Source organism: Shimia sp. MIT1388 (assembly GCF_047124445.1).
Taxonomy (GTDB): Bacteria; Pseudomonadota; Alphaproteobacteria; order Rhodobacterales; family Rhodobacteraceae; genus Shimia.
Window position 1 is genome coordinate 3,220,001 of the sequence record NZ_CP138921.1, and the last position, 24,435, is coordinate 3,244,435.

Sequence of the window (24,435 nt, forward strand, 5' to 3'; positions counted from 1 at the left end):
ATGTTAGGACACAATCAATCGCTAGGAAAGCCGTCGGTTTCTCAAACTGCTACAAAATGTTGCTCAAAAGACGATCAATTGCACAGTTTGTGCCCTCAAAGCCAATCTCTGAGGATTGGAATTAACGGAATATCGGCGGGCGGCATCTCGTAATTTCGCAAGTCTTTCGCCTTGACCCAGGCCAGCGTCTGCCCCTCCTGCGCCGATGGAATGCCATTCCATTTTCGACAGGCAAAAAGTGGCATCAGCAAATGGAAATTATCGTAGCTGTGGGACGCAAAGGTCAGTGGCGCAAGACAGCTTTCCCAGGTGTCGATGCCAAGCTCTTCTTTTAACTCTCGCACCAGGGCGACCTCAGGCGTTTCGCCCGCTTCGATTTTCCCGCCCGGAAATTCCCACATCCCGGCCATGGACTTCCCTTCTGGCCGCTGGGCGAGCAAAATCCGTCCATCGACGTCGATCAAGGCGACGGCAGCAACAAGGACTGTCTTCATGAGCGGTAGTCTGCGTTAATGGTGATATATCCATGGGTCAGGTCGCAGGTCCACATCGTGTCCTCAGCGTCCCCTAACCCTAGATCGACATGTACGACGACCTCTTGTTGCTCCATATACTTGGCGCCGTCTTCTTCCTTGTAAGAGGGGGCCACCCAGCCGTTTTCGGCTACAAGCACATCGCCAAAACGGATGCTCAGCAAGTCCCGGTCTGCCGCAGCGCCGGATTTACCAATGGCCATCACAACGCGGCCCCAGTTTGGGTCTTCGCCCGCGATGGCGGTTTTGACGAGCGGAGAGTTTGCGATGGCAGCGGCATGGATACGGGCATCGGCCTTGGAAGCGGCCCCAGTCACTTTGACCTCGACAAATTTGGTGGCGCCTTCTCCATCGCGGACCACTTGATGCGCGAGATCGCGCATCACTTCGTGCAACGCGGTTTTGAAGTCCTCAGAAGCGCTGGAGACTTCAACTTCTGACGCCCCTGTGGCGGCCACAAGTAGGGTATCAGAGGTAGACGTGTCGCTATCCACGGTGATGGCATTAAAGGTGATTTCGTTGAGATCAGACACCAGCGATTGAAGCTCTGTACGGCTGATCTTGGCGTCGGTGAAGATGTAAACCAACATGGTCGCCATGTCGGGCGCGATCATGCCGGACCCTTTGGCAATGCCGGAGATGTTAACCGTCTGGCCGCCGATTGAGACAGATTTGGACGCACCCTTTGCAAAAGTATCCGTCGTGCGAATTGCTTCGGCGGCGTCCTCGATGCGGTCTTCAGACAAGCTGTCGCGCAAATCGTCCAATTTCGCCGTGATCCGGTCGTGCGGCAATGGTTCGCCAATCACGCCGGTCGAAGACGTGAATACACGGGTTTCCGGTAGCCCAGTGCACGCTGCGACAGCCTGTGTCACAGCCATGACAGAGCTTTCTCCGTTGCTGCCGGTGAAGGCATTGGCGTTGCCAGCGTTCACAAGGATGGCTGCGCCTGCTGAATCTTCGGAGCCAATCTTGGCCTGACAATCCAACACCGCAGCGGATCGCGTCGCTGATTTTGTGAAGACCCCGGCCACAACGCTCCCCGGTCGCAAAACGGCCAGCATAACGTCTTTGCGTCCGCTGTATTTCACACCCGCTTCAACAGCGGCGAAGGATGCGCCTTTGATGGCGGGAAGGTCCGGGAACCGCTCGGGCGCTAGCGGAGACACATGTTCAATCTTGGCCATTTACTGATCCTGCACCGGGTTTGGGTTCAGCAGATCGGTTTTTGCCAACACGTTCGGGTCAATTGCCTCTGCGCCTGTTCGATCCACATCTGCCTCGGAAGCAGTCGTCGCGATGAAGGCCTCTACCGCGCGACGCTGAGCATCGTTTTCGAGCTCGGTGCGGGCGTCCTCAAAAGAAGGAGCGAGCGATTTGCGGGCGTCGTTTAACAGGATCAGGTGCCAGCCAAATTGGGTTTGCACAGGTGCGGAGATTTCGCCGACAGCGAGGCCCATCACAGATTCTTCAAAGGGTTTGACCATTTGACCCATCCCGAACCAGCCAAGGCTTCCGCCGGAGGCGCCGGACGGTCCGGTGGATTTGGCCATCGCGGTCTCGGCGAAGTCAGCGCCGTCGGTCAGATCCTTGCGGATCGCCTTGGCTTCTTCTTCAGTGGCAACAAGAATGTGGCTTGCGTTGAATTCATCTTCGCCAACAAAGCCTTGGTATTTGTCGTCGTAGGCGGCGCGCAGCTCGTCTTCGCTCAGTTCGTTTTGCAGCACAAAACCCTCAAGCGCTTCGGCCGCAAGCAGGGTACGGCGCTCATTGTTCAATGCAATCTCAACCCGTTGGGGAATGGCTTCGCCCAGGCTTTGGGCGAGCGCGGTTTGCTGTACAAGCTGATCGAGGATGCTGCTGAACAGGACATCACTTGGAATTGATTGATACTGCTCAGGCAAACCCGCGCGCACCGAGATCATTTCGCCAAGTGTGATGACTTCTCCGTTTACAGAGGCAACAACGGTGTCAAGCGACGGCGCATCCTCGGCAAAGGCAGGCAGCGCACCGCAGAAAGCAATCACGCCGGCACGCAAGAAATTGAGGTGTTTTGACATCGTTTTGTCCTTGGCTTGTGCCGCGCGGGTTGGCGGCGTTGACACTGTTCCTGACGCCCCTTACATCGCTTTGTGTTCAAGGCAAACAGGCTGTTTCCCCGTTTCTAGGAGCACAGAGCCGGGACAGCAAGAATTAGCCACGCACGAAAGCGTCAACGAAGGACAAGTTATATGCTCGGTTTCGGAAAACTCGCCAAAAAAGTGTTTGGCACGCCAAACGATCGCAAGGTCAAGGCGACGCGACCGATCGTAGAAAAGATCAACGCGCTTGAAGCAGAATTTGAGAAGCTGACAGACGAAGGCATAAAGGACAAAACCAAAGAACTGTCCGAGCGTGCGAAAGGTGGCGAGTCCCTTGATGCACTTTTGCCGGAAGCCTTTGCTAATTGTCGTGAAGCCGCAAAACGTGCTTTGGGTCTGCGGGCCTTTGACGTGCAGTTGATGGGTGGCATCTTCCTGCACCAAGGCAACATTTCGGAAATGAAAACGGGTGAAGGTAAAACCCTTGTGGCGACCTTCCCAGCCTATCTGAACGCGCTCACCGGCAAGGGCGTGCACGTTGTTACTGTGAACGACTATCTGGCAAAACGTGACGCGGAGTGGATGAGCAATGTGTTTGGCGCATTGGGCATGACGACCGGTGTTGTGTACCCACAGCAGCCAGAAGACGAAAAGCGTGCCGCTTACGCCTGTGATGTGACCTACGCGACCAACAACGAGTTGGGCTTTGACTATCTGCGCGACAACATGAAGGGTGAGCTCGCCGACATGTCCCAGCGAAACCACCATTTCGCGATTGTGGACGAAGTTGACAGCATCCTGATCGACGAAGCACGGACGCCTTTGATCATTTCCGGCCCCTCCCAGGATCGTACGGAAATGTACATCGCGATCGACAAACTGATCCCGGATTTACAGGACGATCACTATACGGTGGATGAGAAGTCCAAGAACGTGACCTTTACGGATGACGGTAACGAGTTCCTTGAGCAGCACCTGCACGCGCGCGGGCTGCTGCCGGAAGGTCAGAGCCTTTATGATCCGGAAAGCACAACCATCGTCCACCACGTGAACCAGGGTCTGCGGGCACACAAGCTGTTCACCAAGGACAAAGACTACATCGTGCGGGACGCGCAGGTTGTTCTGATCGACGAATTCACTGGCCGCATGATGGCGGGCCGCCGTTTGTCCGAAGGCCTGCATCAGGCAATTGAAGCCAAAGAAGGCTGTGAGATCCAACCCGAAAACGTGACCTTGGCGCAGGTGACCTTCCAGAACTACTTCCGTCTCTACGACAAACTTGGTGGCATGACCGGTACCGCGGCCACGGAAGCCGAAGAATTCCAAGAAATTTATGGCCTCGGCGTGGTCGAAGTGCCAACCAACCGCGGTGTGGCGCGTGTGGACGAAGACGATGCAGTGTATCGCACCGCACGTGAAAAGTTTGATGCAATAGTCGAGACGATCAAAGAGGCCCATGAAAAGGGGCAGCCTATTCTGGTCGGCACTACATCGATTGAGAAGTCTGAATTCCTGTCTGGCTTGCTTGAGAAAGCAGGCGTGAAGCACAACGTTCTGAACGCGCGTCAGCACGAGCAAGAAGCGCAGATTGTTGCAGATGCTGGTAAATTGGGCGCTGTGACCATTGCGACCAACATGGCGGGCCGTGGTACCGATATTAAACTGGGCGGAAACGTCGAGTTCAAAGTGCTGGAAGCTATCGCCGCAAATCCTGACGGCGATCACGAGAAAATTCGTGCGGACATCGAAGCCGCGCATAAGGGTGATGAGCAGGCGGTCAAAGACTCCGGTGGTCTTTTTGTTCTGGCGACCGAACGCCATGAAAGCCGCCGGATCGACAACCAGCTTCGCGGTCGGTCGGGCCGTCAGGGGGACCCGGGCCGGTCCTCTTTCTTCCTGAGCCTGGAAGATGATCTGATGCGCATCTTTGGCTCTGACCGTCTCGACAAAGTTCTGTCTTCGCTTGGCATGAAAGAGGGCGAGGCAATTGTGCACCCATGGGTGAACAAGTCTCTGGAGCGCGCCCAGGCCAAGGTGGAAGGTCGCAACTTTGACATTCGTAAGCAACTTCTGAAGTTTGACGATGTGATGAACGACCAGCGGAAGGTGGTTTTCTCCCAGCGTCGTGAAATCATGGAAGCTGCGGACCTGTCCGAGATTGTACAGGACATGCGTCACGAAGTGATCGGCGATATGGTTGAGCAGTATTTGCCACCTAAAACCTACGCAGATCAGTGGGACACAGAAGGGCTTTATGCGTCTGTTATCGAGCACCTTGGCGTGGACGTGCCTGTAATCGAATGGGCGGCTGAAGAAGGTGTGGATGATGACAACATCCGCGAGCGTCTTGAAGATGCGGCAGACGAAATGATGGCAGCAAAGGCCACGAATTTCGGTCCAGAAGCCATGCGTATGATCGAGAAGCAAATCTTGCTTCAGACCATTGATACTAAGTGGCGCGAGCACCTTTTGACGCTGGAGCACCTACGCTCTGTTGTTGGCTTCCGTGGGTATGCGCAGCGTGATCCACTCAATGAATACAAGAACGAAGCGTTCCAGTTGTTTGAAAGCATGCTCGACAGCCTGCGCGAAGATGTGACCACAACTCTGTCACGTGTGCGGCCTATTTCCGAGGAAGAGCAACAGCAGCTGCAACAGGAGATGGTGATGCGTCAGCAGGCCTTGATGGCTCAGGCTCAGGCGGGTTCCACTCCGGCGCAGGCCGCTCCAGAACCAACCGGCGAAGCTTTGGCGGGCTTTGATGAGAATGATCCGTCGACTTGGGGCAACCCTGGCCGGAACGAAGCGTGTCCGTGCGGATCAGGCAAAAAGTTCAAACATTGCCACGGTCGACTGGCCTGATCTGCGCCATAAACCGACAGACAAAGATCAAAAGGGTGCCTTATGGGCGCCCTTTTTGTTTGGGAACTTGCCGCAAGAGCAGTAGCCAAAACAGGAGCAACCATGCCCATTCTGAAACATGCTTACCGTCGGTATGCGTTGTCCTTTGTCACGGTGTCGATGGCGATTTGTATTGGCTTTGCAATGCAGACGTCGGAAGCCGCTGTGCTGGCGCATGATGAAGTAGTCGAAGGTTCCAAGCCGACCTCGGCTATACCTCTCCCACAGGACCTTGCTGCGCCTCAGATGCTAGGTACAGCTTCATTGCCAAGTTTGCCGAGTGATCACGGGCATGGAGATAATCTGTTGCAGGAGCCGGTGTTGTTGGCCGTGGCGGATGACATCCCGGTTGGTATTTTGCCAACGGAAGAGAGCCCGCCCCGGTTGGGCTGTACGCCGGTCATGTCTGCAGAACCAGCGGCAGGGGCCTTGATTGATGTGCGCTTGACTGCGCCGTGCCATGCCGGCGACACGGTTATGTTTATGCACGAGAATCTGATGTTCCACATGTTGTTGCCTCAGGAAGGTGCGTTGAAGGTGTTGATCCCAGCGCTGGCCGAGGCAGCGGAGGTGAGGGCGTCTTTTGCAAATGGCGATACGGCGCAAGCCACGACAGTTGTGGACAGTCTGGCCTTCTATGACCGCGTGGTCATTTCCTGGATGGGGCAAGGCGGCGCCGAGCTTCACGCCAGAGAATTTGGTGCGGCCTATGGGGAGGCTGGGCACGTCTGGCGGGGGCAACCGCGCGATGTTGGCGCGCTTGCCGGTGGCGAAGGTGGTTTCCTTGTGTCTTTGGGAAATTCGGACCTGTCGGTTGCCGGCCAAGCGGAGGTCTATACCTTCCCAACGGGCATCTCGAGCCAAGTTGGCGATGTCAAAGTGAGTGTTGAGGCCGAGGTGACCGAGGCCAATTGCGGTAAGGCGTTGAAAGTGCAAAGTCGCGCGCTTCGTCAGGGGCGGGTGGACGACCAGCATGACCTTGAGCTGCAAATGCCGGATTGCTCTGCCATTGGTGAATTTCTGGTGTTGAAAAACCTCGTGGAAGACCTGACAATCGCGCAAAATTAAGCTGGCGGTCAGGACATCATTATGATGCAATTTCGTGCGGCGGTTTGCGCCGCACTTTTCGTTTTGGTTGGGGTTTCCTCAAGCCTGGCGCAGGACGTGCTGTTGAAATCACACGACGGCGAGGTCGAGATTTCGGGCACTTTGCTGGGCTTTGACGGTGAGTTCTACCGTGTGGAGACGGTCTATGGTGAACTTACCGTAGACGGCTCCGGCGTGTGGTGTGAGGGGCCGGGATGCCCCAATCTTATCAACTATGTAGCCGAAGTTGCGATCTCCGGGTCGTCCACCATGGCCGAGGTGTTGATGCCTGCATTGCTTGAGGCTTTTGCGCTCAACGAAGGCTATGTTGTGACGCGTGAGAGCGAGTCTGTGCATCGGTTCACCTATCACCTGAGCGAGCCAGACACGCAGCAACGCTTGGCGACCTTCGATTTCCTTGCCAGCAATGCGGATGAGGGGTTTGCAGACCTCCTGGCCGATGAGGCTGACATCGCCATGTCGCTGCGGGAAATTCGCCCACGGGAGGCGCAGCTGGGCTATGAGGCCGGTTTGGGGGACATGGAGGATGCCAATCGCAGCCGTGTTCTGGCGCTTGATGGGATGGTGCCTGTGGTGTCGGTTGGAAACCCAGTGTCATCTCTGTCGCTTAATCAGCTAGCGCATGTTTTTGCAGGGAAAATCTCCAACTGGAAGGATCTTGGCGGACCGGATGCGCCGATCACTTTGCATCTTCTGACAGCCCAATCTGGGTTTGCGCAGGCGGTGGAAGATCAGTTGATGGAACCCTCCAAGATGTCACTGGCAGACAGGGCTGTACGTCACGACCGGAACCTCGCGATGGTGAGCGCGGTGGAGCGGGATCCGTTTGCGATTGGAATCGCGTCTTATGCGGAGACAGGAAATACCAAACATCTGACGTTGACCGGGCAGTGTGGCTTCTCTTTGGCGCCGTCCCGGCGCACGATCAAGACAGAGGATTATCCGCTTAACGCCCCGATGTTCCTATATTTTCCGGCCCGACGGTTGCCAAAACTGGCGCGGGATTTCCTGAGCTATACCCGGAGCCCTTCGGCACAGATTGTCATTCGGCGGGCGGGGTTTGTGGATCAGACCGCGGAGGAGATCGCCATCAACCACCAAGGGGATCGGTTTGCCAATGCCATAGCGTCTGCCGGCAAAGAGGTGTCGCTGGAGGCGATTCAGGACATGGTTGGCACGCTTTCAGGTATGAAACGGCTTTCAACTTCGTTCCGGTTTCAGACCGGATCGATCAAGCTGGATGCGCAGTCGCGGTCCAACGTTCAGCAGCTGGCGCGGGCTCTAGAGGCAGGGATGTATGACGCCAGAAGCCTTTATTTTGTTGGGTTTTCTGATGGGGAAGGGCCGGCCACGGGGAACCTGCAGATTGCCGAGAAGCGCGCCAATGTGGTGAAGGAGGCTGTTCTGTCTGCGGCAGAAACTGCGAACCCGGAGCGGATTGATCTGCAGGTACATGCGTTTGGAGAGGCGATGCCCATGGCCTGTGACGACAGCGCCTGGGGGCGGCAGGTGAATCGGCGGGTCGAGGTGTGGGTCAAGTGACCTACAACAGGCCTTCGCTGCGGAAGCTGAGTTCCTGAGATTTCCCAATGATTATATGGTCATGCAGGGTTAGGCAGAGTGCCTGACAGGCCAGGTTGATCTGCTGGGTCATGGCGATGTCAACCTCTGACGGGGTAGGGTCGCCGGATGGGTGATTGTGGACTAAGATCAAGGCGCTGGCGTTGAGTTCGAGGGCGCGTTTGGCGACTTCGCGAGGGTAAACCGGGACGTGGTTGACAGTGCCTTGGGCCTGGGCTTCGTCGGCGATCAGCGTGTTTTTTGTGTCTAAAAACAACACTCTGAACTGTTCGGTGTCTCGGTGCGCCATGGTGGTGTGGCAATAGTCCAGCAGGGTCTGCCAATCCGATAGCACACGGCGATGCATGACACGGGCGCGGGCGAGGCGGTGGGCGGCGGCTTCGACCACTTTTAGCTCGCAGATGACCGCGTCACCGACGCCTTTAACCTCGGCCAGTCGCGCCGCTGGTGCGCTCACCACTCCGTTAAAATCTCCAAAAATTTCAAGGAGTTTGTGGGCAAGTGGTTTCACATCCTGTCGCGGTATGGCGCGAAACAGTAGGAGTTCCAGCAGCTCATAATCCGGCAAAGCCTGCGCCCCACCAGACAGGAAGCGAGCGCGGAGGCGTTTGCGGTGATCAGCCACATAAGAGGGCAGTTTTCCGGATGGCAGCGGCGCGACAGGGGCTTCATCCGCTTCAAAAAGCGGGAGCGGCCTTTCGACAAAGTCACGCGGCTTGGACATGTGTTAAGAATGTCCAAACAGGGTAAAACAAAGGTTAATGGCACCTAAAATTGGCCAGTTTGGCACGTCGGTATTCTGTCGGTATCGCGACTGTATCGCGGAGGTGCGGGTTTTGTTAACTTTTGCAGCCAGAAACGCGGTTGTGGTGCTCTCTGGAACCTGAGAGTGTGACGGCAACAAAAATGAGTGTTTGGCAGGATAGATGATGAAACGTTTTTTGATGCCCCTTTTGGCCGGTGTGTTTTTGGCCGGAGCTGCGCAGGCGCAGACCCTTGACCGGATCAAAGAGACCGGCACGTTGAAATTGGGGTATCGCCTCGATGCCGCGCCGCTGTCGTTTCAGGCTGAAGATGGCAACCCAGCAGGCTACACACCGACAATTTGTGCGGAGCTGGCGCAAGGCATTTTGACCGTCGCGCAGATCCCGAACCTCGATGTTGAGTTTGTGCCGGTGGGGATGCAGGACCAGTTTGAGAAAGTGGCCGCCGGTGAAATTGATTTGTTGTGTGGTGCATCAACCATCACGCTGGGCCGTCGCGAGATCGTGGACTTTTCGATCCCGACGTTTGCGGATGGCACCACAGTGATGCTGCCGTTGAATGGGTCGGACAGTTTTGCGGATCTTGCTGGTAAAAAGCTGGGCGTGCGCCGCGACAGCACAACGGAGACCGCGTTGAACAACACGCTTGCGTCCACAGCGACCTTTGCTGAGGTGGTGCGCTTCAACGATCACGCAGCGGCGATGACAGCGATGGAGAATGGCGAATTGGACGCCTACTTTGGCGATCAATCGATTTTGGCGACGCTGTGGCTTAACAGCGAGCATCGCGACAACATCAAGGTGAGCAACAACCTCCTAACCATCGAGAAACATGGCTTGGCCATGGCGCGGGGCGACACGGAGTTTCGTTTGTTGATCGATCGCTTGCTGTCCAGCATGTATGCCGTTGGCGCCATGCAGGGGATTTTCCAACAGACCCTGCCGGGTGTGCAGCCAGGAGACATTCATCGGGCGATTTTCACCATGGCGCCGATTGTTGAGTAAGTTGAACGACAGTCACAAAAAGAAAAGAGCGCCAGAATTTGGCGCTCTTTTTAATTGGAAGGCTGGGCTAGCAACTTAGCCCTTCATGCTGTCCCAGAAGCCTTTGACGGAGCTGAAGAAGCTGCTGCTTTCGGGGTTGTTTTCCTCGGACAGCTCTTCGAACTCGCGCAGAAGCTCTTTCTGGCGGCTGGTGAGGTTCACTGGGGTTTCCACCGCCAGTTCGATCATCATGTCGCCTTGGCCGCCGCCACGAAGGGCGGGCATGCCTTTGGAGCGCAGGCGCATCTGGCGGCCGGACTGAGAGCCCGCCGGGATCTTCACGCGGGAGCGGCCACCGTCGATGGTGGGCACTTCGATGTCGCCCCCCAGCGCGGCGCTGGCCATGGCGACCGGGACGCGGCAGTAGAGGTTCACACCGTCGCGTTCAAAGATCTTGTGCGGGCTGACTTCGATGAAGATGTAGAGGTCGCCGGAAGGGCCACCACGCATGCCAGCTTCGCCTTCACCAGCCAGACGGATGCGGGTGCCGGTTTCCACGCCTGCCGGGATGTTTACGGACAGAGCGCGGTCTTTTTCGACACGGCCTTGACCGCCGCAGGACTTACACGGATTCTTGATGATCTGACCCAGACCCGAGCAGGTCGGGCAGGTGCGTTCCACGGTGAAGAAACCCTGTTGCGCGCGGACCTTGCCCATGCCGGAACAGGTTGGGCAGGTGGCCGGTTCGGCCCCACCTTCGGCGCCCGAGCCGTTACAGCTGTCACAGCTGACGGAGGTGGGCACGTTGATGGTCTTTTGCAGGCCAGAGTAGGCTTCCTCAAGCGTCACACGCAGGTTGTAGCGCAGGTCAGCACCACGGGAGGCGCGTTGACGCCCGCCGCCGCGTTGACCGCCGCCGCCCATGAAGTCGCCAAACAGGTCGTCAAACACGTCAGAGAAGGCAGAGGAGAAATCACCACCCGGGTGACCGCCACGTTGACCGCCGCCACCCATGCCACCTTCAAAGGCGGCGTGGCCGTAGCGGTCATAGGCCGCTTTTTTCTCTGCGTCCTTGAGAACTTCGTAGGCTTCATTGGCCTCTTTGAACTGCGCTTCGGCGTCCGGATTGTCCGCGTTGCGGTCCGGGTGCAGCTCTTTGGCTTTCTTGCGATAGCCTTTTTTGATTTCGTCTGCCGAGGCCCCTTTGCTGACGCCAAGCACCTCGTAAAAGTCACGTTTTGCCATGGGGGTACTCCTTTGGCTGAACTGAAACGGGCCGATCCGGATGATGCGGACCGGCCCGATTTTTCAGTTCCGAGGGGGCGACTTAGCGCTTGCTGTCGTCCAGGTCTTCGAAGTCGGCGTCGACGATGTCATCGTCAGCCGCAGGACCTGCGTCCATGTCTGGCGCCTCTTCACCGGCTTCTTCCTGAGCCGACTTGTAGATCGCTTCGCCCAGACGCATTGCCACTTCCATGACGTTCTGGATGCCGGACTTCAGCTTCTCAGCTGTGACGTCGTCTTTTTCCAGCTCGTCTTTCAGCGCGGCCACGGCCAGTTCGATGGCTTCAACAGTGGATGGGTCCACTTTGTCGCCGTGCTCTGCCACCTGTTTCTCGGTGTCGTGCACGAGGCTTTCGGCCTGGTTGCGGGCTTCGATCAGCTCGCGGCGCTCTTTGTCTGCCTCGGCGTTGTCCTCGGCATCCTGCACCATCTTTTCGATGTCCTCGTCAGACAGACCACCGGACGCTTGGATGGTGATCTTCTGCTCTTTGCCGGTGCCTTTGTCAGCCGCGCCCACAGACACGATGCCGTTGGCGTCGATGTCGAAGGTCACTTCGATCTGAGGCATGCCGCGTGGGGCTGGCGGGATGTCTTCGAGGTTGAACTGGCCCAGGATCTTGTTGTCCGCTGCCATTTCGCGCTCACCCTGGAACACGCGGATGGTCACGGCGTTCTGGTTGTCTTCGGCGGTGGAGAACACCTGAGACTTTTTGGTTGGGATCGTGGTGTTGCGGTCGATCAGACGGGTGAACACGCCACCAAGGGTTTCGATGCCCAGGGACAGCGGAGTCACGTCCAGAAGAACAACGTCTTTCACGTCGCCCTGCAGAACACCGGCCTGAATGGCGGCGCCCATGGCCACAACTTCGTCAGGGTTCACACCTTTGTGTGGCTCCTTGCCGAAGAATTTGGTCACTTCCGCGATCACTTTTGGCATGCGGGTCATACCACCCACGAGAACCACTTCGTCGATCTCGTTTGCGGACAGGCCGGCATCTTTCAGCGCGGCGGCGCATGGCTTCAGCGAGGCTTTGATCAGGTCGTTCACCAGGCTTTCCAGCTTCGCACGGGTCAGTTTGATGACCATGTGCAGCGGGGTGCCGGAGGTTGGGTCCATGGAGATAAACGGCTGGTTGATCTCGGTCTGGGAAGAGGAGGAAAGCTCGATTTTGGCTTTCTCGGCCGCTTCTTTCAGACGCTGCAGCGCCATTTTGTCTTTGGTCAGGTCGACGTTGTGCTCTTTTTTGAACTCATCCGCGAGGTAGTTCACGATGCGCATGTCGAAGTCTTCACCGCCGAGGAAGGTGTCCCCGTTGGTGGATTTAACTTCAAACAGACCGTCGTCGATTTCCAGGATGGTCACGTCGAAGGTACCGCCGCCGAGGTCATAGACCGCGATGGTTTGGGTGTCTTCTTTGTCCAGGCCGTAGGCCAGAGCGGCCGCGGTTGGTTCGTTGATGATGCGCAGCACTTCGAGGCCAGCGATCTTGCCGGCGTCTTTGGTGGCCTGACGCTGAGCGTCGTTGAAGTACGCAGGAACGGTGATGACCGCTTGGGTCACATCTTCGCCGAGGTAGGACTCAGCGGTTTCTTTCATCTTGCCGAGGATGAAAGCGGAGATTTGCGATGGGGAGTATTTCTCACCCTTGGCTTCGACCCACGCGTCGCCGTTGCCGCCGTTGATTACGGAGAACGGCATGTTCTTCAGGTCTTTGGCCAGAGCCGCGTCATCGCGACGGCGGCCGATCAGACGCTTCACACCAAAAACGGTGTTTTCCGGGTTGGTGACGGCCTGACGCTTGGCTGGCTGGCCAACGAGGCGCTCGTCATCGGTGAACGCAACGATGGACGGCGTGGTGCGCGCGCCTTCGGCGTTTTCGATTACTTTTGGCTGGGAACCATCCATGATGGCTACGCAGGAGTTTGTTGTACCGAGATCGATACCAATCACTTTGCTCATTTTTGATCCCTTCTACTTAAGGCGATATTTCAGGTCGGACCCGTTATGGCATCCAAGCCTGATCCACTTAGCACACGGCGGGTAAGCCTAAGTGCGCTTCGCAGCGTATATAGGGAGCAAGAATTAGTGCTGCAAGCATCTCGAAAGGGGGATTGTGGCCCAAACGCTACAAATTATGCTGCATTTTAAATATGAGGGCGGAGAATTTGGCAGAACCCTTAAAAATTGCCGGTTTTGAGATTTTCAAAGACTGCCTGACACCCGAGGAGCAGGCCGCAATGGTCTCGGATTTGCGCGCGGTGGCGCAGGTGGCGCCGATGCGGCATCCGGTGACTCGCTGGGGCAAACAAATGAGTGTGAAAATGACCAGCGCCGGGCGGTTGGGCTGGATCAGCGACAAACGAGGCTACCGCTATGAGGCGCGTCATCCGGATGGCATGGCTTGGCCGCCGATCCCGCAGCGCATTCTGGATCTGTGGCAAAGTAAAACCAATTTGGCGCGCCAGCCGGATTGTTGCCTGATCAACTTTTACGGCGAGGGCGCGCGCATGGGGCTACATCAAGACAATGACGAAGGGGATTTTTCCTACCCGGTGTTGTCGGTGAGCCTTGGTGACGATGGGTTGTTTCGCATGGGCGGGGTCGGGCGCGGGGGCAAGACGCAATCGGTCTGGCTGAGTTCCGGTGATGTGGTGGTGATGGGGGGCGCGGCGCGGCTGGCGTATCACGGGGTGGACCGTATCCGCTTTGGCAGCTCGTCGCTGCTGCCGGATGGCGGACGGATCAACATCACGCTGCGGGTGGTGCAGGATAACTAGATTTCAAAACTCTTAGAAACAGTAGGCTAGCAAGAAAAGCGGGTCCGATCGAAATTGAATTCCTGCGGAGCATCACAGCGGCGTCGTGTGTACGGTACTAGCCCGGTTTTCAGAGAAAAAACGTCGCCTGGGAGGCTCGCGACTATTGTACGTTGCGCCAATGCCAAGTTCTCGCATTGAAAACCTCCGCCTGAGGTCTTGGTCACCGGATTGTAGCTGTTTGTAGGATGGCGCCAACAAATGGCCCTCTGACCAGAAACAATGCTTGTTTTGTAATCTTCAGGGACGCCAAATTGGTTGCCTGGGTACCATAGCCATGCTTTCCCGTTTGGGGCTAAAAAATTGACTTGGAACCCGTGACCCGGAGAAAGCGAGAGGTAAGTGGTGTTCCCTTGAGGGTATGTGGGGAAGTGATTTTCACGCGATGATACCTCTACGATACTTTTCGTATTGGTCTCATAGCTGGCACAACCAAATGCCAGTAAGGCAACTGTGATGATCACCCCCCATTTCATTACGTTAGCACTTCAGCGCGACGGACCAGCCAGGAAAAGAGCCGGAAATTTTACTACGCAGTTCCGTAAGATCTGTAGTTGCGATGTCTCCTCCAATGAAAGCCAGTACTCCTGGGTTAAACGTGCCATTACACCCAGTTGCAGCACGTGAGGCGGCTTCAATGTCGGCAACGTAATATGGCGCAGGCTTACCAACGTGGTCCACAAGCGCTTGGTTTCGTTCCTTTACGTGAGCAACCCGAAAGTTTTTACCATTAACACTGACAGTTTTAGCTTCGGACAAAGCGGCTTCGTTTTGAGCAGTATTTTTGGCTCGTTCGGCCTGTTGTTCAGGTGTGAGGCTGGGGCCTCCACAAGCGGCAAGCAGGGTCGCGGTTACTAAGATGGAGAGAGAAGTGCGCATGGGAATCCTCAAGTGAATTGGCGTGCAAAATACACGCCAAGATTGATATCCGATCGCAACAATGTGTAAAGCACAAAAAAATCAATTTGCAAAAGTGGCTTAAAGGCCTCTCGTTTTACTCAGCGAAGGGCAACAGCTTGTCGCCAGCCAGCGGATCACCGGCGCGCACTCCAGGACAGGGATGCGTGTTTGCGGGTGTAGAATTCGCCCATCAGCCCCACCATCAACAGCACCACACCAACGATGATCGGATACTCGATGGAGGAGTTGCGTGGGAAATAGTTGATGAAAGCAAAGCCGCGGGCCTGGTCGATACAGTGAAACAGCGGGTTCCAGTCAAACATAGCCAACATGAACGGTGGCAGGGTGTTGGCGACAAACATCTTGCCGGAGGCGATCATATTGGCGCGGGCGTAGATGGTGTTGGCGATGCCGACAAAGGTCGGGAACCACGGCTTGAGCGCGAGGAACACGGTGCCGATGGCGAGGCCGGTGAACCAGGCCACGAGCAACATGCCAAAGGTAGGAATGGGCTGGTCGATCTCAAACGGGGTGAAGGCGACGTGGTAGACAAACAGGATCGCGGCCAGTGAAAGCACCTGGATATAAAGCGTGCCCAGGGCGGCTGACATGATCGCGATGATGGTGTTCATTGGTGCGTGTTTCATCATCGGCGACGACGGGCCTTCAGAGTTGACCACAGACCCCATGGTTTTGGTGTGGGTCATAAATAGGAAAACGCCGGACATGATGTAGATGAGGAAGTCGCCGCGCAGGGCCGCGCCGCGCAGGCCGAGCACCGAGAACATCACGTAAAACGCCATCACGAAGATCACGGTTTGCAGCATGTTCATGACAATCGACATCAGCGCGTTGCCATGGCTTTTGCGCACGCTGCGGACAATGGCGTGATAGATCAGTTCGGCGATGTTGAGCGCCGACGCGAAGGTCGTTTTAGGTGCGGATTGCTGAAACATTCACTATGCCGGTTGCGGAGCGCCCTTAGGATGACAGGGAAATCTTGCCGTTCTGTTACGCAGGGAGCATAAGGGGCACGGCAGAAATAAACAACAAATGCCTTTTAGGAGAAAACCATTGAATTACGACACTTTGATTCCGGTTATTCGTAAGCTGGCCATTGAGGCTGGTGCCGAAATTATGAAGATTTATCAGGCGGATGACTTTGATGTGAAAGTCAAAAGCGACGACAGCCCGGTGACGGCGGCAGATGAGGCGGCAGATGCGCTGATTTCGGCTGGTTTGCGGGCGGCATTTCCGGATGTGATGCTGGTGACGGAAGAGCAATCTGAAAGCCACGCAGCGAAAGGCGATACATTTCTGATCGTCGATCCGCTGGACGGCACCAAGGAGTTCATCCACCGTCGCGGGGATTTCACCGTGAACATCGCTTATGTCGAAAACGGCGTGCCGCAGCGTGGTGTGGTTTACGCACCGGCCAAGAACCGCATGTTCTTCACGCAAGCGGACGGCCAGGCGGTGGAAGAGACCGGCGCGTTTGACCCGGAGACCGTGGGTGAGGTCAAAGCGATCAATGTGGCGGACAGCGACAATGCCGCGCTTTACGTGGTGGCATCCAAGTCCCACCGCGATCAGGCGACCGACGACTACATCAACAAATACAACGTCAAAGACATGAAGAGCGCGGGGTCCTCTCTGAAGTTCTGTCTGGTGGCCACCGGCGAAGCGGACATTTATCCGCGTGTGGGTCGCACCATGGAGTGGGACACAGCAGCGGGTCACGCGGTGCTGTTGGGTGCCGGCGGGGATGTAGTGCGGTTTGATGACCATACGCCGCTGAAGTACGGTAAAGAGGATTTTGCCAACCCGTTCTTCATTGCCTACGCCCCAAAAGTGGAGCTGAAAGAAGCCTGATGTCTGTCCTGATCGTCATTCCGGCGCGTTATGCGTCCACACGCTATCCCGGCAAACCGCTGGCGGAACTCAAAGGCGCAACCGGGGAGGCCAAAAGCCTGATCCGGCGCAGTTGGGAAGCGGCCTGTGCGGTCAAAGGTGTGGATCGCGTGGTTGTGGCGACGGATGATGATCGCATCAAGGCAGCAAGCGAAGCCTTTGGCGCAGAGGTGGTGATGACCTCGCCGGACTGCGCCAATGGCACCGAACGCTGCGCCGAGGCGTTTGACGTTTTGGGCGACGGTTATGAGATTGTGGTGAACCTGCAGGGTGACGCGCCGCTGACACCCGCTTGGTTTGTCGAAGACCTGGTTGCGGGGTTGCGCCGGGATCCGGTGGCGGAGGTGGCGACGCCGGTGTTGCGCTGCGACGGGCGGGCGCTTAACGGCTTTTTGGAAGATCGTAAGGCCGGGCGCGTGGGAGGCACCACGGCGGTGTTTTCCAAAGACCGGCATGCGCTCTATTTCTCCAAGGAAGTGGTGCCGTTCACCGATGCCACCTTTGCGGATGAGGATGAAACGCCGGTGTTTCACCATGTTGGGGTTTACGCCTATCGGCCATCGGCGCTGGGCGCGTATCCGCGTTGGGAGGCCGGGCCGTTGGAGCAGCTGGAAGGGCTGGAGCAGCTGCGGTTCATGGAGCAGGGCCGGCAGGTGCTCTGCGTGGAGGTTGAAGCGCGGGGGCGGCAGTTCTGGGAGTTGAACAACCCCGAAGATGTGCCACGCATTGAGGCGATGATGGCGCAGATGGGCACCGCATGAGCCTGCCCGCCGGACAGCCAACCATCAGTGTGGTGGTTGTGAGCTGGCGGCGGCCGGAGGCGCTTAAGCGCGCCTTGGTGGGCATCTCGCAACTGCGCTATCCGGCGTTTGAAGTTGTGGTGGTGGCGGATGCTGCTGGAGTGGCGGCGGCCAAGACCTTGCCGTTTGGCGATCAACTGAAAACGGTGGAATACGAAACCCCCAATATTTCGGCGGCGCGCAACCGCGGCATTGCCCATGCTGCGGGCGAGGTTGTGGCATTTATCGATGACGATGCGGTGCCGGAGACCGGCTGGTTGCATCATCTGGCGGCGCCGTTTGCCAAGCCAGAGGTGGCGGCAGCGGGCGGATATGTGCGCGGGCGCAACGGGATCAGCTTTCAGTGGCAAGCGCAGAGTGTCGATGGCACGGGCGCGGGGGTGCCGTTTGAGATCCATGGCGATGACCCGGTGGTGCTGACGCCAAATGCGGAGCGGGCGATCAAGACCGAAGGCACCAATATGGCGTTTCGACGCGAGGTGCTGGCAGAGCTGGGCGGGTTTGATCCGGCGTTTCACTACTATCTGGATGAAACTGATTTGAACCTGCGGCTGGCGGCAGCGGGCCACAAGACCGCGATTGTGCCGCGGGCCGAGGTGCATCACGGCTTTGCCGAGAACCGCCAGCGCACGGTGGCGCGGGTGCCGCGGGATCTGAGCGAAATTGGGGCCAGCAAGGCGGTGTTTTTGCGCAAGCATTGCCCGGAAGGTCAGCGCGCAGAGGTGTGGAAAGCCTTTTGCCAGGGGCAGCGGCGGCGGTTGGTGCGCCATATGGTGGCAGGCCACATCATGCCCGGCGATGTGCGCCGGCTGATGCGCGGTTTGCAGCAAGGCTATGCCGATGGGCAGACACGTGCGCTGGGCCAGACGCCGGAATTGACACGGGCGGCGGAGGGCTTTGCGCCTTTGGAGGTTGCGACAGGCCCGCAGGTGGTGATCTATGGGCGCTTTTGGCGGCGGCGCGCGATTTTGCGCGAAGCCAAACAGGCGGCGCGGAACGGCAAGCTGCCATCGGTGTTCATCTTCTCACGCACGGGGCTGTTCCATTCGGTACGCTTTGATCCGGCTGGGTTCTGGATACAGCGCGGTGGGCTGTTTGGGCGCTCGGAGCGGCGCCAGTCGCTGTTTCGCATTGGCGGCTATGGCGCGCGGCTAAAACAAGAATTTCAACGGGTTGCAGCGCAGCGGCTTTTGTCAGAGACACTGTTGCCCAAACGATTGCAGACAAAACAACACGCTCAGAAACGGAGCAGATCATGACGCAGGATCAACAGCACACCGCCTTGGTGACAGGCACCGCAGGGTTCATTGGCTTTCACACCGCAGAGCGGTTGTTGCAGGAGGGCTGGAAGGTTGTCGGGCTGGATGCGATGACTGACTACTATGATGTGACCCTGAAAGAGCGGCGTCATGCGATCTTGAAACAGAGCGGGCAGTTCACCGCTGTGGAAGATCGGCTGGAAAGAGACGGTGTCTTGATGGGGCTGTTTGCCGAGCACAAGCCGGATGTGGTGATTCACCTCGCGGCACAGGCTGGGGTGCGCTACTCGATTGATGCGCCCCGCTCTTATGTGGAGGCCAACCTCGTGGGCACATTTGAGTTGCTGGAGGCCGCGCGGGCCTTTCCGCCGCAGCACATGTTGCTGGCGTCTACCAGTTCGGCCTATGGCGCCAACACCGAGATGCCCTATGCGGAGACCCACAAAGCCGACAGCCAGATGTCATTTTATGCGGCCACCAAGAAGGCCAACGAGGTCATGGCGCATTCCTATGCGCATCTCTACCACCTGCCCACGACGATGTTCCGGTTTTTCACGGTTTATGGCCCGTGGGGACGCCCGGATATGGCGCTGTTCAAATTCACCAAGGCGATTTTGGAAGGCAGCGCGATCGACATCTATAACCATGGCGATATGAGCCGGGACTTCACCTACATCGATGATCTGGTTACCGGCATTGTGAACCTGATTGAGGCTGCGCCAGAGACGGCGGAGGGCCGCGAAGGTGCGCGCGATGGCGACAGTCTGAGCCCGGTGGCGCCGTGGCGTGTGGTGAACATTGGCAATGGGCAGCCGGTGCAGCTGATGAAATTTGTTGAGGCCATTGAAGCGGCGCTGGGCCAGGAGGCCAAGAAGAACTTCATGGACATGCAGCCGGGGGATGTGCCCGCGACCTGGGCGGATGCGCGGCTGCTGGAGCAGTTGACCGGCACCATCCCGCAAACGCCCGTGGAAGAGGGCGTTGCGAAGTTTGTGGCATGGTATCGCGAGTATTACGCCGTCTAAGCGTGCTTAGGATTCGCCCACAACGGAAAGCGCCGGAGTCTTGGGCGGTGTGAGCGCCGCAACTTCGGTGTCTTCGTTTTCCACATAGCGCCGCAGGGTCGCGGTCAGCAGGCTGAGGTCGCGGGCTTCGATGGCGCGTCGGAGATCTTGCAGCGCGCTGGCGATCTGCAGCTCCGAGAGCATCTTTTCCTGCGCCCGCATGATTTTGGGGTGCGGTGTGGTCAGCATGTCGCTGCCGATCAGCAGCTCCTCATGCATTTTTTCGCCCTCTTGCAGGCCGGTGAAGGTGATCGCGATGTCGCCAGCCGGGTTGGATTCGTCCCGGATGGAGTGGCCGGCGGCCTCGATCATTTTGCGAGCCATATCGTGAATTGAGACAGGCTCGCCCATGTCCAGCACAAACACATCACCACCGCGGGAGAAGCTGCCCGCCAGCAGAACCAGACGCACCGCTTCATCAATGGTCATGAAGTAGCGGGTGACCTCCGGATGGGTCACGGTCACAGGGCCAAGGTCGCGGATTTGTTGTTGGAACAATGGGATGACGGAGCCGGAAGAACCCAGCACATTGCCAAAACGCACCATGGAAAACTTGGTGTGTTCGGAGCGTTTGGCCAGATCCTGAATGACCAGCTCTGCCATGCGTTTGGTGCTGCCCATCATGGAAGACGGGCGCACGGCTTTGTCGGTGGAGACCAGAATAAAGCGATCCACGCGGGCCAGGCGGGCCTCCTCAGCGAGCACACGGGTGCCGATCACATTGTTGCGCACGCCTTCAAACGCATTGGTTTCCACAAGGCTTACGTGTTTGTAGGCTGCGGCGTGGAACACCACCTCGATCTGATGATTCATCAGGGTTTCGCGCATCAGTTCCGGGTGTTCGATGCTGCCCAGAACGGCGGTCATGCGCAGGCCGGGATTTTCCCGTTTCAGCTCGTTGGCGATTTTGTAGAGCGCGAACTCGCTGTGGTCGACCAGCACCAGTTCCTGGGGGCGGCACCGGGCAATCTGGCGGCAGAGTTCGCCGCCGATGGACCCGCCGGCGCCGGTCACAAGAATGCGGTGATCGCGGTAGGTGCTTTCGGTCTGCGGCAGTTCGCTTTCAACGGCGTCACGGCCCAGCAGCGTGTCGAGCTGGATCGGGGCGGCAGCGGTGGCTTCCTCGCCGCGCAGCACGATGTCGGCAAAGGAGGGCAAAGCCAGCACTTCGCAGCCCAAGGCGGACAGGCGTTTGCCAATTTGCAATCGCACGGATTGGTTGGCCGACGGCATGGCCAGAACGACGCGGTCGATTCGGTTGCGGCGCACGATGGCGGCAATGCGCTTTGGGGAATGGACCTTGAGACCCAGAATGGTGAGCTTTTGCAGGTTTGGATCGTCGTCGATAAAGCCGAAGGGTTTGAACTCGTGATCGGTTTGCAGCGCGGCTGCCATTTGCTGGCCGGTCTGGCCCGCGCCATAGATCAGCACCTGTTTGCGGGGCATTTGGGTTGTGTAGATACGCTCGACAATGCGCAACATCACAAAGCGGCTGCCAACCGACAGGAAAGCAAACAGGGCGCCAAACTCCAGCATGGTGCTGAGAGAGAGGTGGGAGGGGCCGATGGCTTCGGCAACCACATAGCCGGTGACGGACAGGGTCATGGCGACGATGAAAACTTTGGCCACTTCGTCAATGCCGAAGGTGTTGAGTTTCACGCGGTTGAGGCCAAAACCGTGCAGGGCGACTGCGCCCACAGCCAGTACCGCGGGGAGGTACCAGGCCACGGTCATCCATTGGGTCGATTCGGCGGTGTTAGAGAAGGCCACGCACAGCGCAAAAATGATCGCCGCGAGGTCGACGCACAAAAGCACAATCGCTTTCTGCAAGTGCGTCAGGTTCGTTAGGAGTTTGAAAAGCATAATGTTTGCTCACAAATCGGGCTAAATTGGATCGTCTAAAAATACGTCTTGAGCTTTGCTCAGAAATGTAGGGAATTCTTCCCGAAAGAGTATTTGTCTTGGGTCGTGGTGGGGTGCCGCCTTTTGCAGGCACGGTTAACTTATATTACACGGTATTCAAAATTTGAATTGGTTTCTAAATCATTTGTTAACGTCTGTCAGGGCTGCGTAGGGACTGCCTAAAAAACAGGCAAAGGTCTGCTTATGAGGGTGGTGCGTGGGACTGTTGGCAGAGTCCGGCGGGCCACAGCAGGTGGAAAAGTTAAGAGTGAGCGCTTGTTTTTGGGCAGAGACCGGTTCTAAAAGAGTGAAAAATTTATGAGGCGAATTATGCGGCGAGTGGGTTTGAAGGCAGTTTTGGCGCTGGCCATGCTCTCCGTTGCTGCGTGTTCGCTGCCGCGAGGCGGTCCCATTGCATCAGAACTTGTGGGCGAGTCTGCGGTGCCGGAAGATATCCAGGTCACAGAGGTTTCCCGGCAAAATGTCTCCCAGATCGGCAAGTGGCCGGAGACCGGCTGGCATGGCCATTACCATTGGTTTGCCCGGTCGCCTGGTCCCAAAAGCCGGATCATCCAGACCGGCGATCAGGTCACCCTGACGGTTTGGGACAATCAGGAAAACTCGCTGTTGCTTGGTCCAGCAGACCGGTCCGTGCCGCTGCGGCCGGTGGAGGTCACCGAAGCGGGCACGATCTTTGTGCCCTACGTGAATGACATTATGGTGGCGGGGCTGACACCGTATCAGGCACGTGAGAAAATTCAGGGGCAGATGACCCCGATTGCACCCTCCGCGCAGGTTCAGATTGATGTCACGCCCGGTCCGGCCAATTCGGTGGATGTGGTCACCGGGGTGGCGACGCCCAGCCGGTTGCCGCTGTCGGATCGCAATGTTTCTATCCTGTCAGTAATCGCGCAGTCCGGTGGGGTGAGTGAAAACATCAAAAATCCGCTTGTGCGGTTGCAGCGTCAGGGGAAGTCTTATGAAATTCCGCTGGATAGCCTGCTGAAAGACCCAGCCAAGAATGTGATCATGCGCGGTGGTGATCAGGTGATTGTTGAGGAAGAAGAGCGCTATTTTGTGGCGGTGGGGTCAACCAGCAAAGAAGAGTTGGTCTATTTCCATCAGGAGCACATCACCGCGCTGGAGGCGGTGTCCTTGTTGGGCGGGTTGAACGACGCCCGCGCCAACCCGCAGGGGCTGTTTGTGTTGCGTCAGTATCCTGAATCCGCTGTCCGTCAGGACGGCACCGGGCCGACGTCCCAGCATGTGATTTTCCGGTTTGATCTGACCAAGGCGGACGAGCTGTTTGGCGCCAAGAACTTCCATGTGCAACCGGCGGATATTGTGGTTGCAAGTGAGTCGGCGGTGAAGCCGGCCCAGGCGGTGATTGCGCTGGTCGGGTCGTTGTTTGCGATTTCAAATGTATTTAACTGATGCGGTTGAAAAAACTGCACGTTAGAAAGGCAGCATGAGCAAGACTCAGACGGCTTGCTTTGTTTGTGTAGAAATGGACGCAAAATCGTGCTATCGCCAGAAGTAATTTGAAACAGAATTTTCATCATCTAATCGATAGTTTGTAGGTTGGTGTCCGACTATGGGACGCCACAGCACAGTGACCAGAGAGAGCGACTAATGCAGCGTAAAGTTACCAAGGCCATTTTTCCTGTAGCGGGCATGGGGACCCGGTTTTTGCCGGCGACAAAATCAGTGCCCAAGGAAATCATGACATTGGTGGATCGCCCGCTGATCCAGTATGCGATTGACGAAGCGCGTGAGGCGGGAATCACAGAGTTCATCTTCGTGACTTCGCGCGGCAAAGGCGCGCTTGAGGATTATTTCGACTGTGCGCCGCAGCTGGAGCAGACGCTGCGGGAAAAGGGCAAAACCGACCTGTTGGAAGCTGTGGAAGCGACCAATATGGAAAGCGGAGCAATTGCCTATATCCGCCAGCACAAGGCGATGGGGCTGGGTCATGCGGTGGCCTGTGCCAGCCGTTTGGTAGCAGATGAGCCCTTTGCTGTGATCCTGCCGGATGATGTGATCGCTGGTGAGACCTCCTGCCTCAAGCAGATGGTAGACGCCTATCAGGAAACTGGCGGATGCATGGTGGCCGCGATGGAAGTGCCGCAGTCAAAAGCGTCCTCGTATGGCGTACTTGATGTGAAAGAAGACATGGGGTCGATGGTCTCTGTCAAAGGCATGGTGGAAAAGCCGGCACCGGGCACCGAGCCGTCCAACTTGGCTGTCATCGGGCGCTATATTCTGACGCCGGAGATTTTCACCAACCTTAAAGGGCAGGGGGAAGGCGCAGGCGGTGAAATCCAGCTGACCGACGCCATTGCCACCGAGATTGCCAAAGGCGAAAACGTGTTTGGCTATCGCTTCCAGGGGCAGCGATACGATTGTGGCTCCAAAGCGGGCTTCCTGCAGGCCACCGTGGCCTTTGCATTGGAACGCGATGATCTGCGGGACGAGCTGTCCCAGTATCTTGAAGAGCTGGTGGTGGCCCGCCGCGCTGCGGAATAAGAGCCCCTGAAAGGACTACAA

The 24,435-nt window shown here is 57.3% G+C and carries 20 protein-coding genes; 11 read left to right on the forward strand and 9 right to left on the reverse strand.

Annotated features, from left to right (window positions below; genetic code table 11):
* Positions 1-95: 95 nt before the first annotated feature.
* The 3 genes from mutT to SIB92_RS15955 are packed head-to-tail and all read right to left on the reverse strand — an operon-like array spanning position 96 to position 2,593.
* Positions 96-494 (reverse strand): 8-oxo-dGTP diphosphatase MutT, encoded by a 399-nt coding sequence (gene mutT, locus SIB92_RS15945; protein ID WP_412552967.1) that lies wholly within the window; start codon positions 492-494, stop codon positions 96-98.
* A complete protein-coding gene (argJ, locus tag SIB92_RS15950; RefSeq protein WP_412552968.1) occupies positions 491-1,720 on the reverse strand; it encodes a bifunctional glutamate N-acetyltransferase/amino-acid acetyltransferase ArgJ in 1,230 nt (409 codons plus the stop codon). Before argJ ends, mutT begins: the two co-directional genes overlap by 4 nt.
* Positions 1,721-2,593 (reverse strand): peptidylprolyl isomerase, encoded by an 873-nt coding sequence (locus SIB92_RS15955; protein ID WP_412552969.1) that lies wholly within the window; start codon positions 2,591-2,593, stop codon positions 1,721-1,723.
* Positions 2,594-2,764: 171 nt separating this feature from the next.
* On the opposite strand from SIB92_RS15955, the gene secA reads away from it, so the two are divergent.
* The 3 genes from secA to SIB92_RS15970 all read left to right on the forward strand — a co-directional run bounded on the left by secA (position 2,765) and on the right by SIB92_RS15970 (position 8,164).
* The gene (gene secA, locus SIB92_RS15960; RefSeq protein WP_412552970.1) at positions 2,765-5,476 is read left to right on the forward strand and encodes a preprotein translocase subunit SecA; all 2,712 of its coding nucleotides are present in this window, start codon (positions 2,765-2,767) and stop codon (positions 5,474-5,476) included.
* A gap of 102 nt (positions 5,477-5,578) precedes the next feature.
* Positions 5,579-6,583 carry a translocase gene (locus SIB92_RS15965; protein ID WP_412552971.1) on the forward strand — a complete coding sequence of 335 codons (1,005 nt, stop codon included), beginning with the start codon at positions 5,579-5,581 and terminating at the stop codon, positions 6,581-6,583.
* Positions 6,584-6,604: 21 nt separating this feature from the next.
* Entirely contained in the window at positions 6,605-8,164 is a 1,560-nt protein-coding gene (locus SIB92_RS15970) for a substrate-binding domain-containing protein (protein ID WP_412552972.1), read from the forward strand.
* 1 nt (position 8,165) lies between these two features.
* On the opposite strand, the gene radC is transcribed toward SIB92_RS15970, so the two are convergent.
* Positions 8,166-8,927, reverse strand: a complete 762-nt coding sequence (gene radC, locus SIB92_RS15975) for a RadC family protein (protein ID WP_412552973.1) — start codon at positions 8,925-8,927, stop codon at positions 8,166-8,168.
* A 205-nt stretch (positions 8,928-9,132) separates the two neighbouring features.
* Here radC and SIB92_RS15980 point away from each other — a divergent pair, with 205 nt between their 5' ends.
* Positions 9,133-9,972, forward strand: a complete 840-nt coding sequence (locus tag SIB92_RS15980; protein ID WP_412552974.1) for an amino acid ABC transporter substrate-binding protein — start codon at positions 9,133-9,135, stop codon at positions 9,970-9,972.
* A gap of 75 nt (positions 9,973-10,047) precedes the next feature.
* Here SIB92_RS15980 and dnaJ read toward each other — a convergent pair whose 3' ends face one another.
* Both dnaJ and dnaK read right to left on the reverse strand, forming a co-directional pair.
* Entirely contained in the window at positions 10,048-11,196 is a 1,149-nt protein-coding gene (gene dnaJ / locus SIB92_RS15985; protein WP_412552975.1) for a molecular chaperone DnaJ, read from the reverse strand.
* Positions 11,197-11,278: 82 nt separating this feature from the next.
* The gene (dnaK, locus tag SIB92_RS15990) at positions 11,279-13,195 is read right to left on the reverse strand and encodes a molecular chaperone DnaK (RefSeq protein ID WP_412552976.1); all 1,917 of its coding nucleotides are present in this window, start codon (positions 13,193-13,195) and stop codon (positions 11,279-11,281) included.
* A 206-nt stretch (positions 13,196-13,401) separates the two neighbouring features.
* On the opposite strand from dnaK, the gene SIB92_RS15995 reads away from it, so the two are divergent.
* Positions 13,402-14,013 carry an alpha-ketoglutarate-dependent dioxygenase AlkB family protein gene (locus tag SIB92_RS15995; RefSeq protein ID WP_412552977.1) on the forward strand — a complete coding sequence of 204 codons (612 nt, stop codon included), beginning with the start codon at positions 13,402-13,404 and terminating at the stop codon, positions 14,011-14,013.
* 519 nt (positions 14,014-14,532) lie between these two features.
* On the opposite strand, the gene SIB92_RS16000 is transcribed toward SIB92_RS15995, so the two are convergent.
* Both SIB92_RS16000 and SIB92_RS16005 read right to left on the reverse strand, forming a co-directional pair.
* Complete coding sequence (locus SIB92_RS16000; RefSeq protein ID WP_412552978.1) at positions 14,533-14,931, reverse strand: hypothetical protein; 399 nt, start codon at positions 14,929-14,931, stop codon at positions 14,533-14,535.
* A 155-nt stretch (positions 14,932-15,086) separates the two neighbouring features.
* Complete coding sequence (locus tag SIB92_RS16005; protein WP_412552979.1) at positions 15,087-15,908, reverse strand: ABC transporter permease; 822 nt, start codon at positions 15,906-15,908, stop codon at positions 15,087-15,089.
* A 97-nt stretch (positions 15,909-16,005) separates the two neighbouring features.
* On the opposite strand from SIB92_RS16005, the gene cysQ reads away from it, so the two are divergent.
* From cysQ to SIB92_RS16025, 4 genes are read left to right on the forward strand one after another with little or no spacing between them, the layout of a single operon-like run.
* On the forward strand, positions 16,006-16,824 hold the full coding sequence (gene cysQ / locus SIB92_RS16010) for a 3'(2'),5'-bisphosphate nucleotidase CysQ (RefSeq protein WP_412552980.1): 819 nt from the start codon (positions 16,006-16,008) through the stop codon (positions 16,822-16,824).
* On the forward strand, positions 16,824-17,624 hold the full coding sequence (locus SIB92_RS16015) for a 3-deoxy-manno-octulosonate cytidylyltransferase (RefSeq protein ID WP_412552981.1): 801 nt from the start codon (positions 16,824-16,826) through the stop codon (positions 17,622-17,624). Before cysQ ends, SIB92_RS16015 begins: the two co-directional genes overlap by 1 nt.
* The gene (locus tag SIB92_RS16020) at positions 17,621-18,922 is read left to right on the forward strand and encodes a glycosyltransferase family 2 protein (RefSeq protein ID WP_412552982.1); all 1,302 of its coding nucleotides are present in this window, start codon (positions 17,621-17,623) and stop codon (positions 18,920-18,922) included. Before SIB92_RS16015 ends, SIB92_RS16020 begins: the two co-directional genes overlap by 4 nt.
* The gene (locus SIB92_RS16025; RefSeq protein ID WP_412552983.1) at positions 18,919-19,947 is read left to right on the forward strand and encodes an SDR family NAD(P)-dependent oxidoreductase; all 1,029 of its coding nucleotides are present in this window, start codon (positions 18,919-18,921) and stop codon (positions 19,945-19,947) included. The genes SIB92_RS16020 and SIB92_RS16025 overlap by 4 nt, the downstream gene beginning before the upstream one ends.
* A 6-nt stretch (positions 19,948-19,953) precedes the next feature.
* On the opposite strand, the gene SIB92_RS16030 is transcribed toward SIB92_RS16025, so the two are convergent.
* Positions 19,954-21,849, reverse strand: coding sequence for a polysaccharide biosynthesis protein (locus SIB92_RS16030; protein ID WP_412552984.1), 1,896 nt, complete (start codon positions 21,847-21,849; stop codon positions 19,954-19,956).
* A 369-nt stretch (positions 21,850-22,218) separates the two neighbouring features.
* Here SIB92_RS16030 and SIB92_RS16035 point away from each other — a divergent pair, with 369 nt between their 5' ends.
* A complete protein-coding gene (locus tag SIB92_RS16035) occupies positions 22,219-23,322 on the forward strand; it encodes a polysaccharide biosynthesis/export family protein (protein WP_412552985.1) in 1,104 nt (367 codons plus the stop codon).
* 198 nt (positions 23,323-23,520) lie between these two features.
* On the forward strand, positions 23,521-24,414 hold the full coding sequence (galU, locus tag SIB92_RS16040; RefSeq protein WP_412552986.1) for a UTP--glucose-1-phosphate uridylyltransferase GalU: 894 nt from the start codon (positions 23,521-23,523) through the stop codon (positions 24,412-24,414).
* Positions 24,415-24,435: the final 21 nt, after the last annotated feature.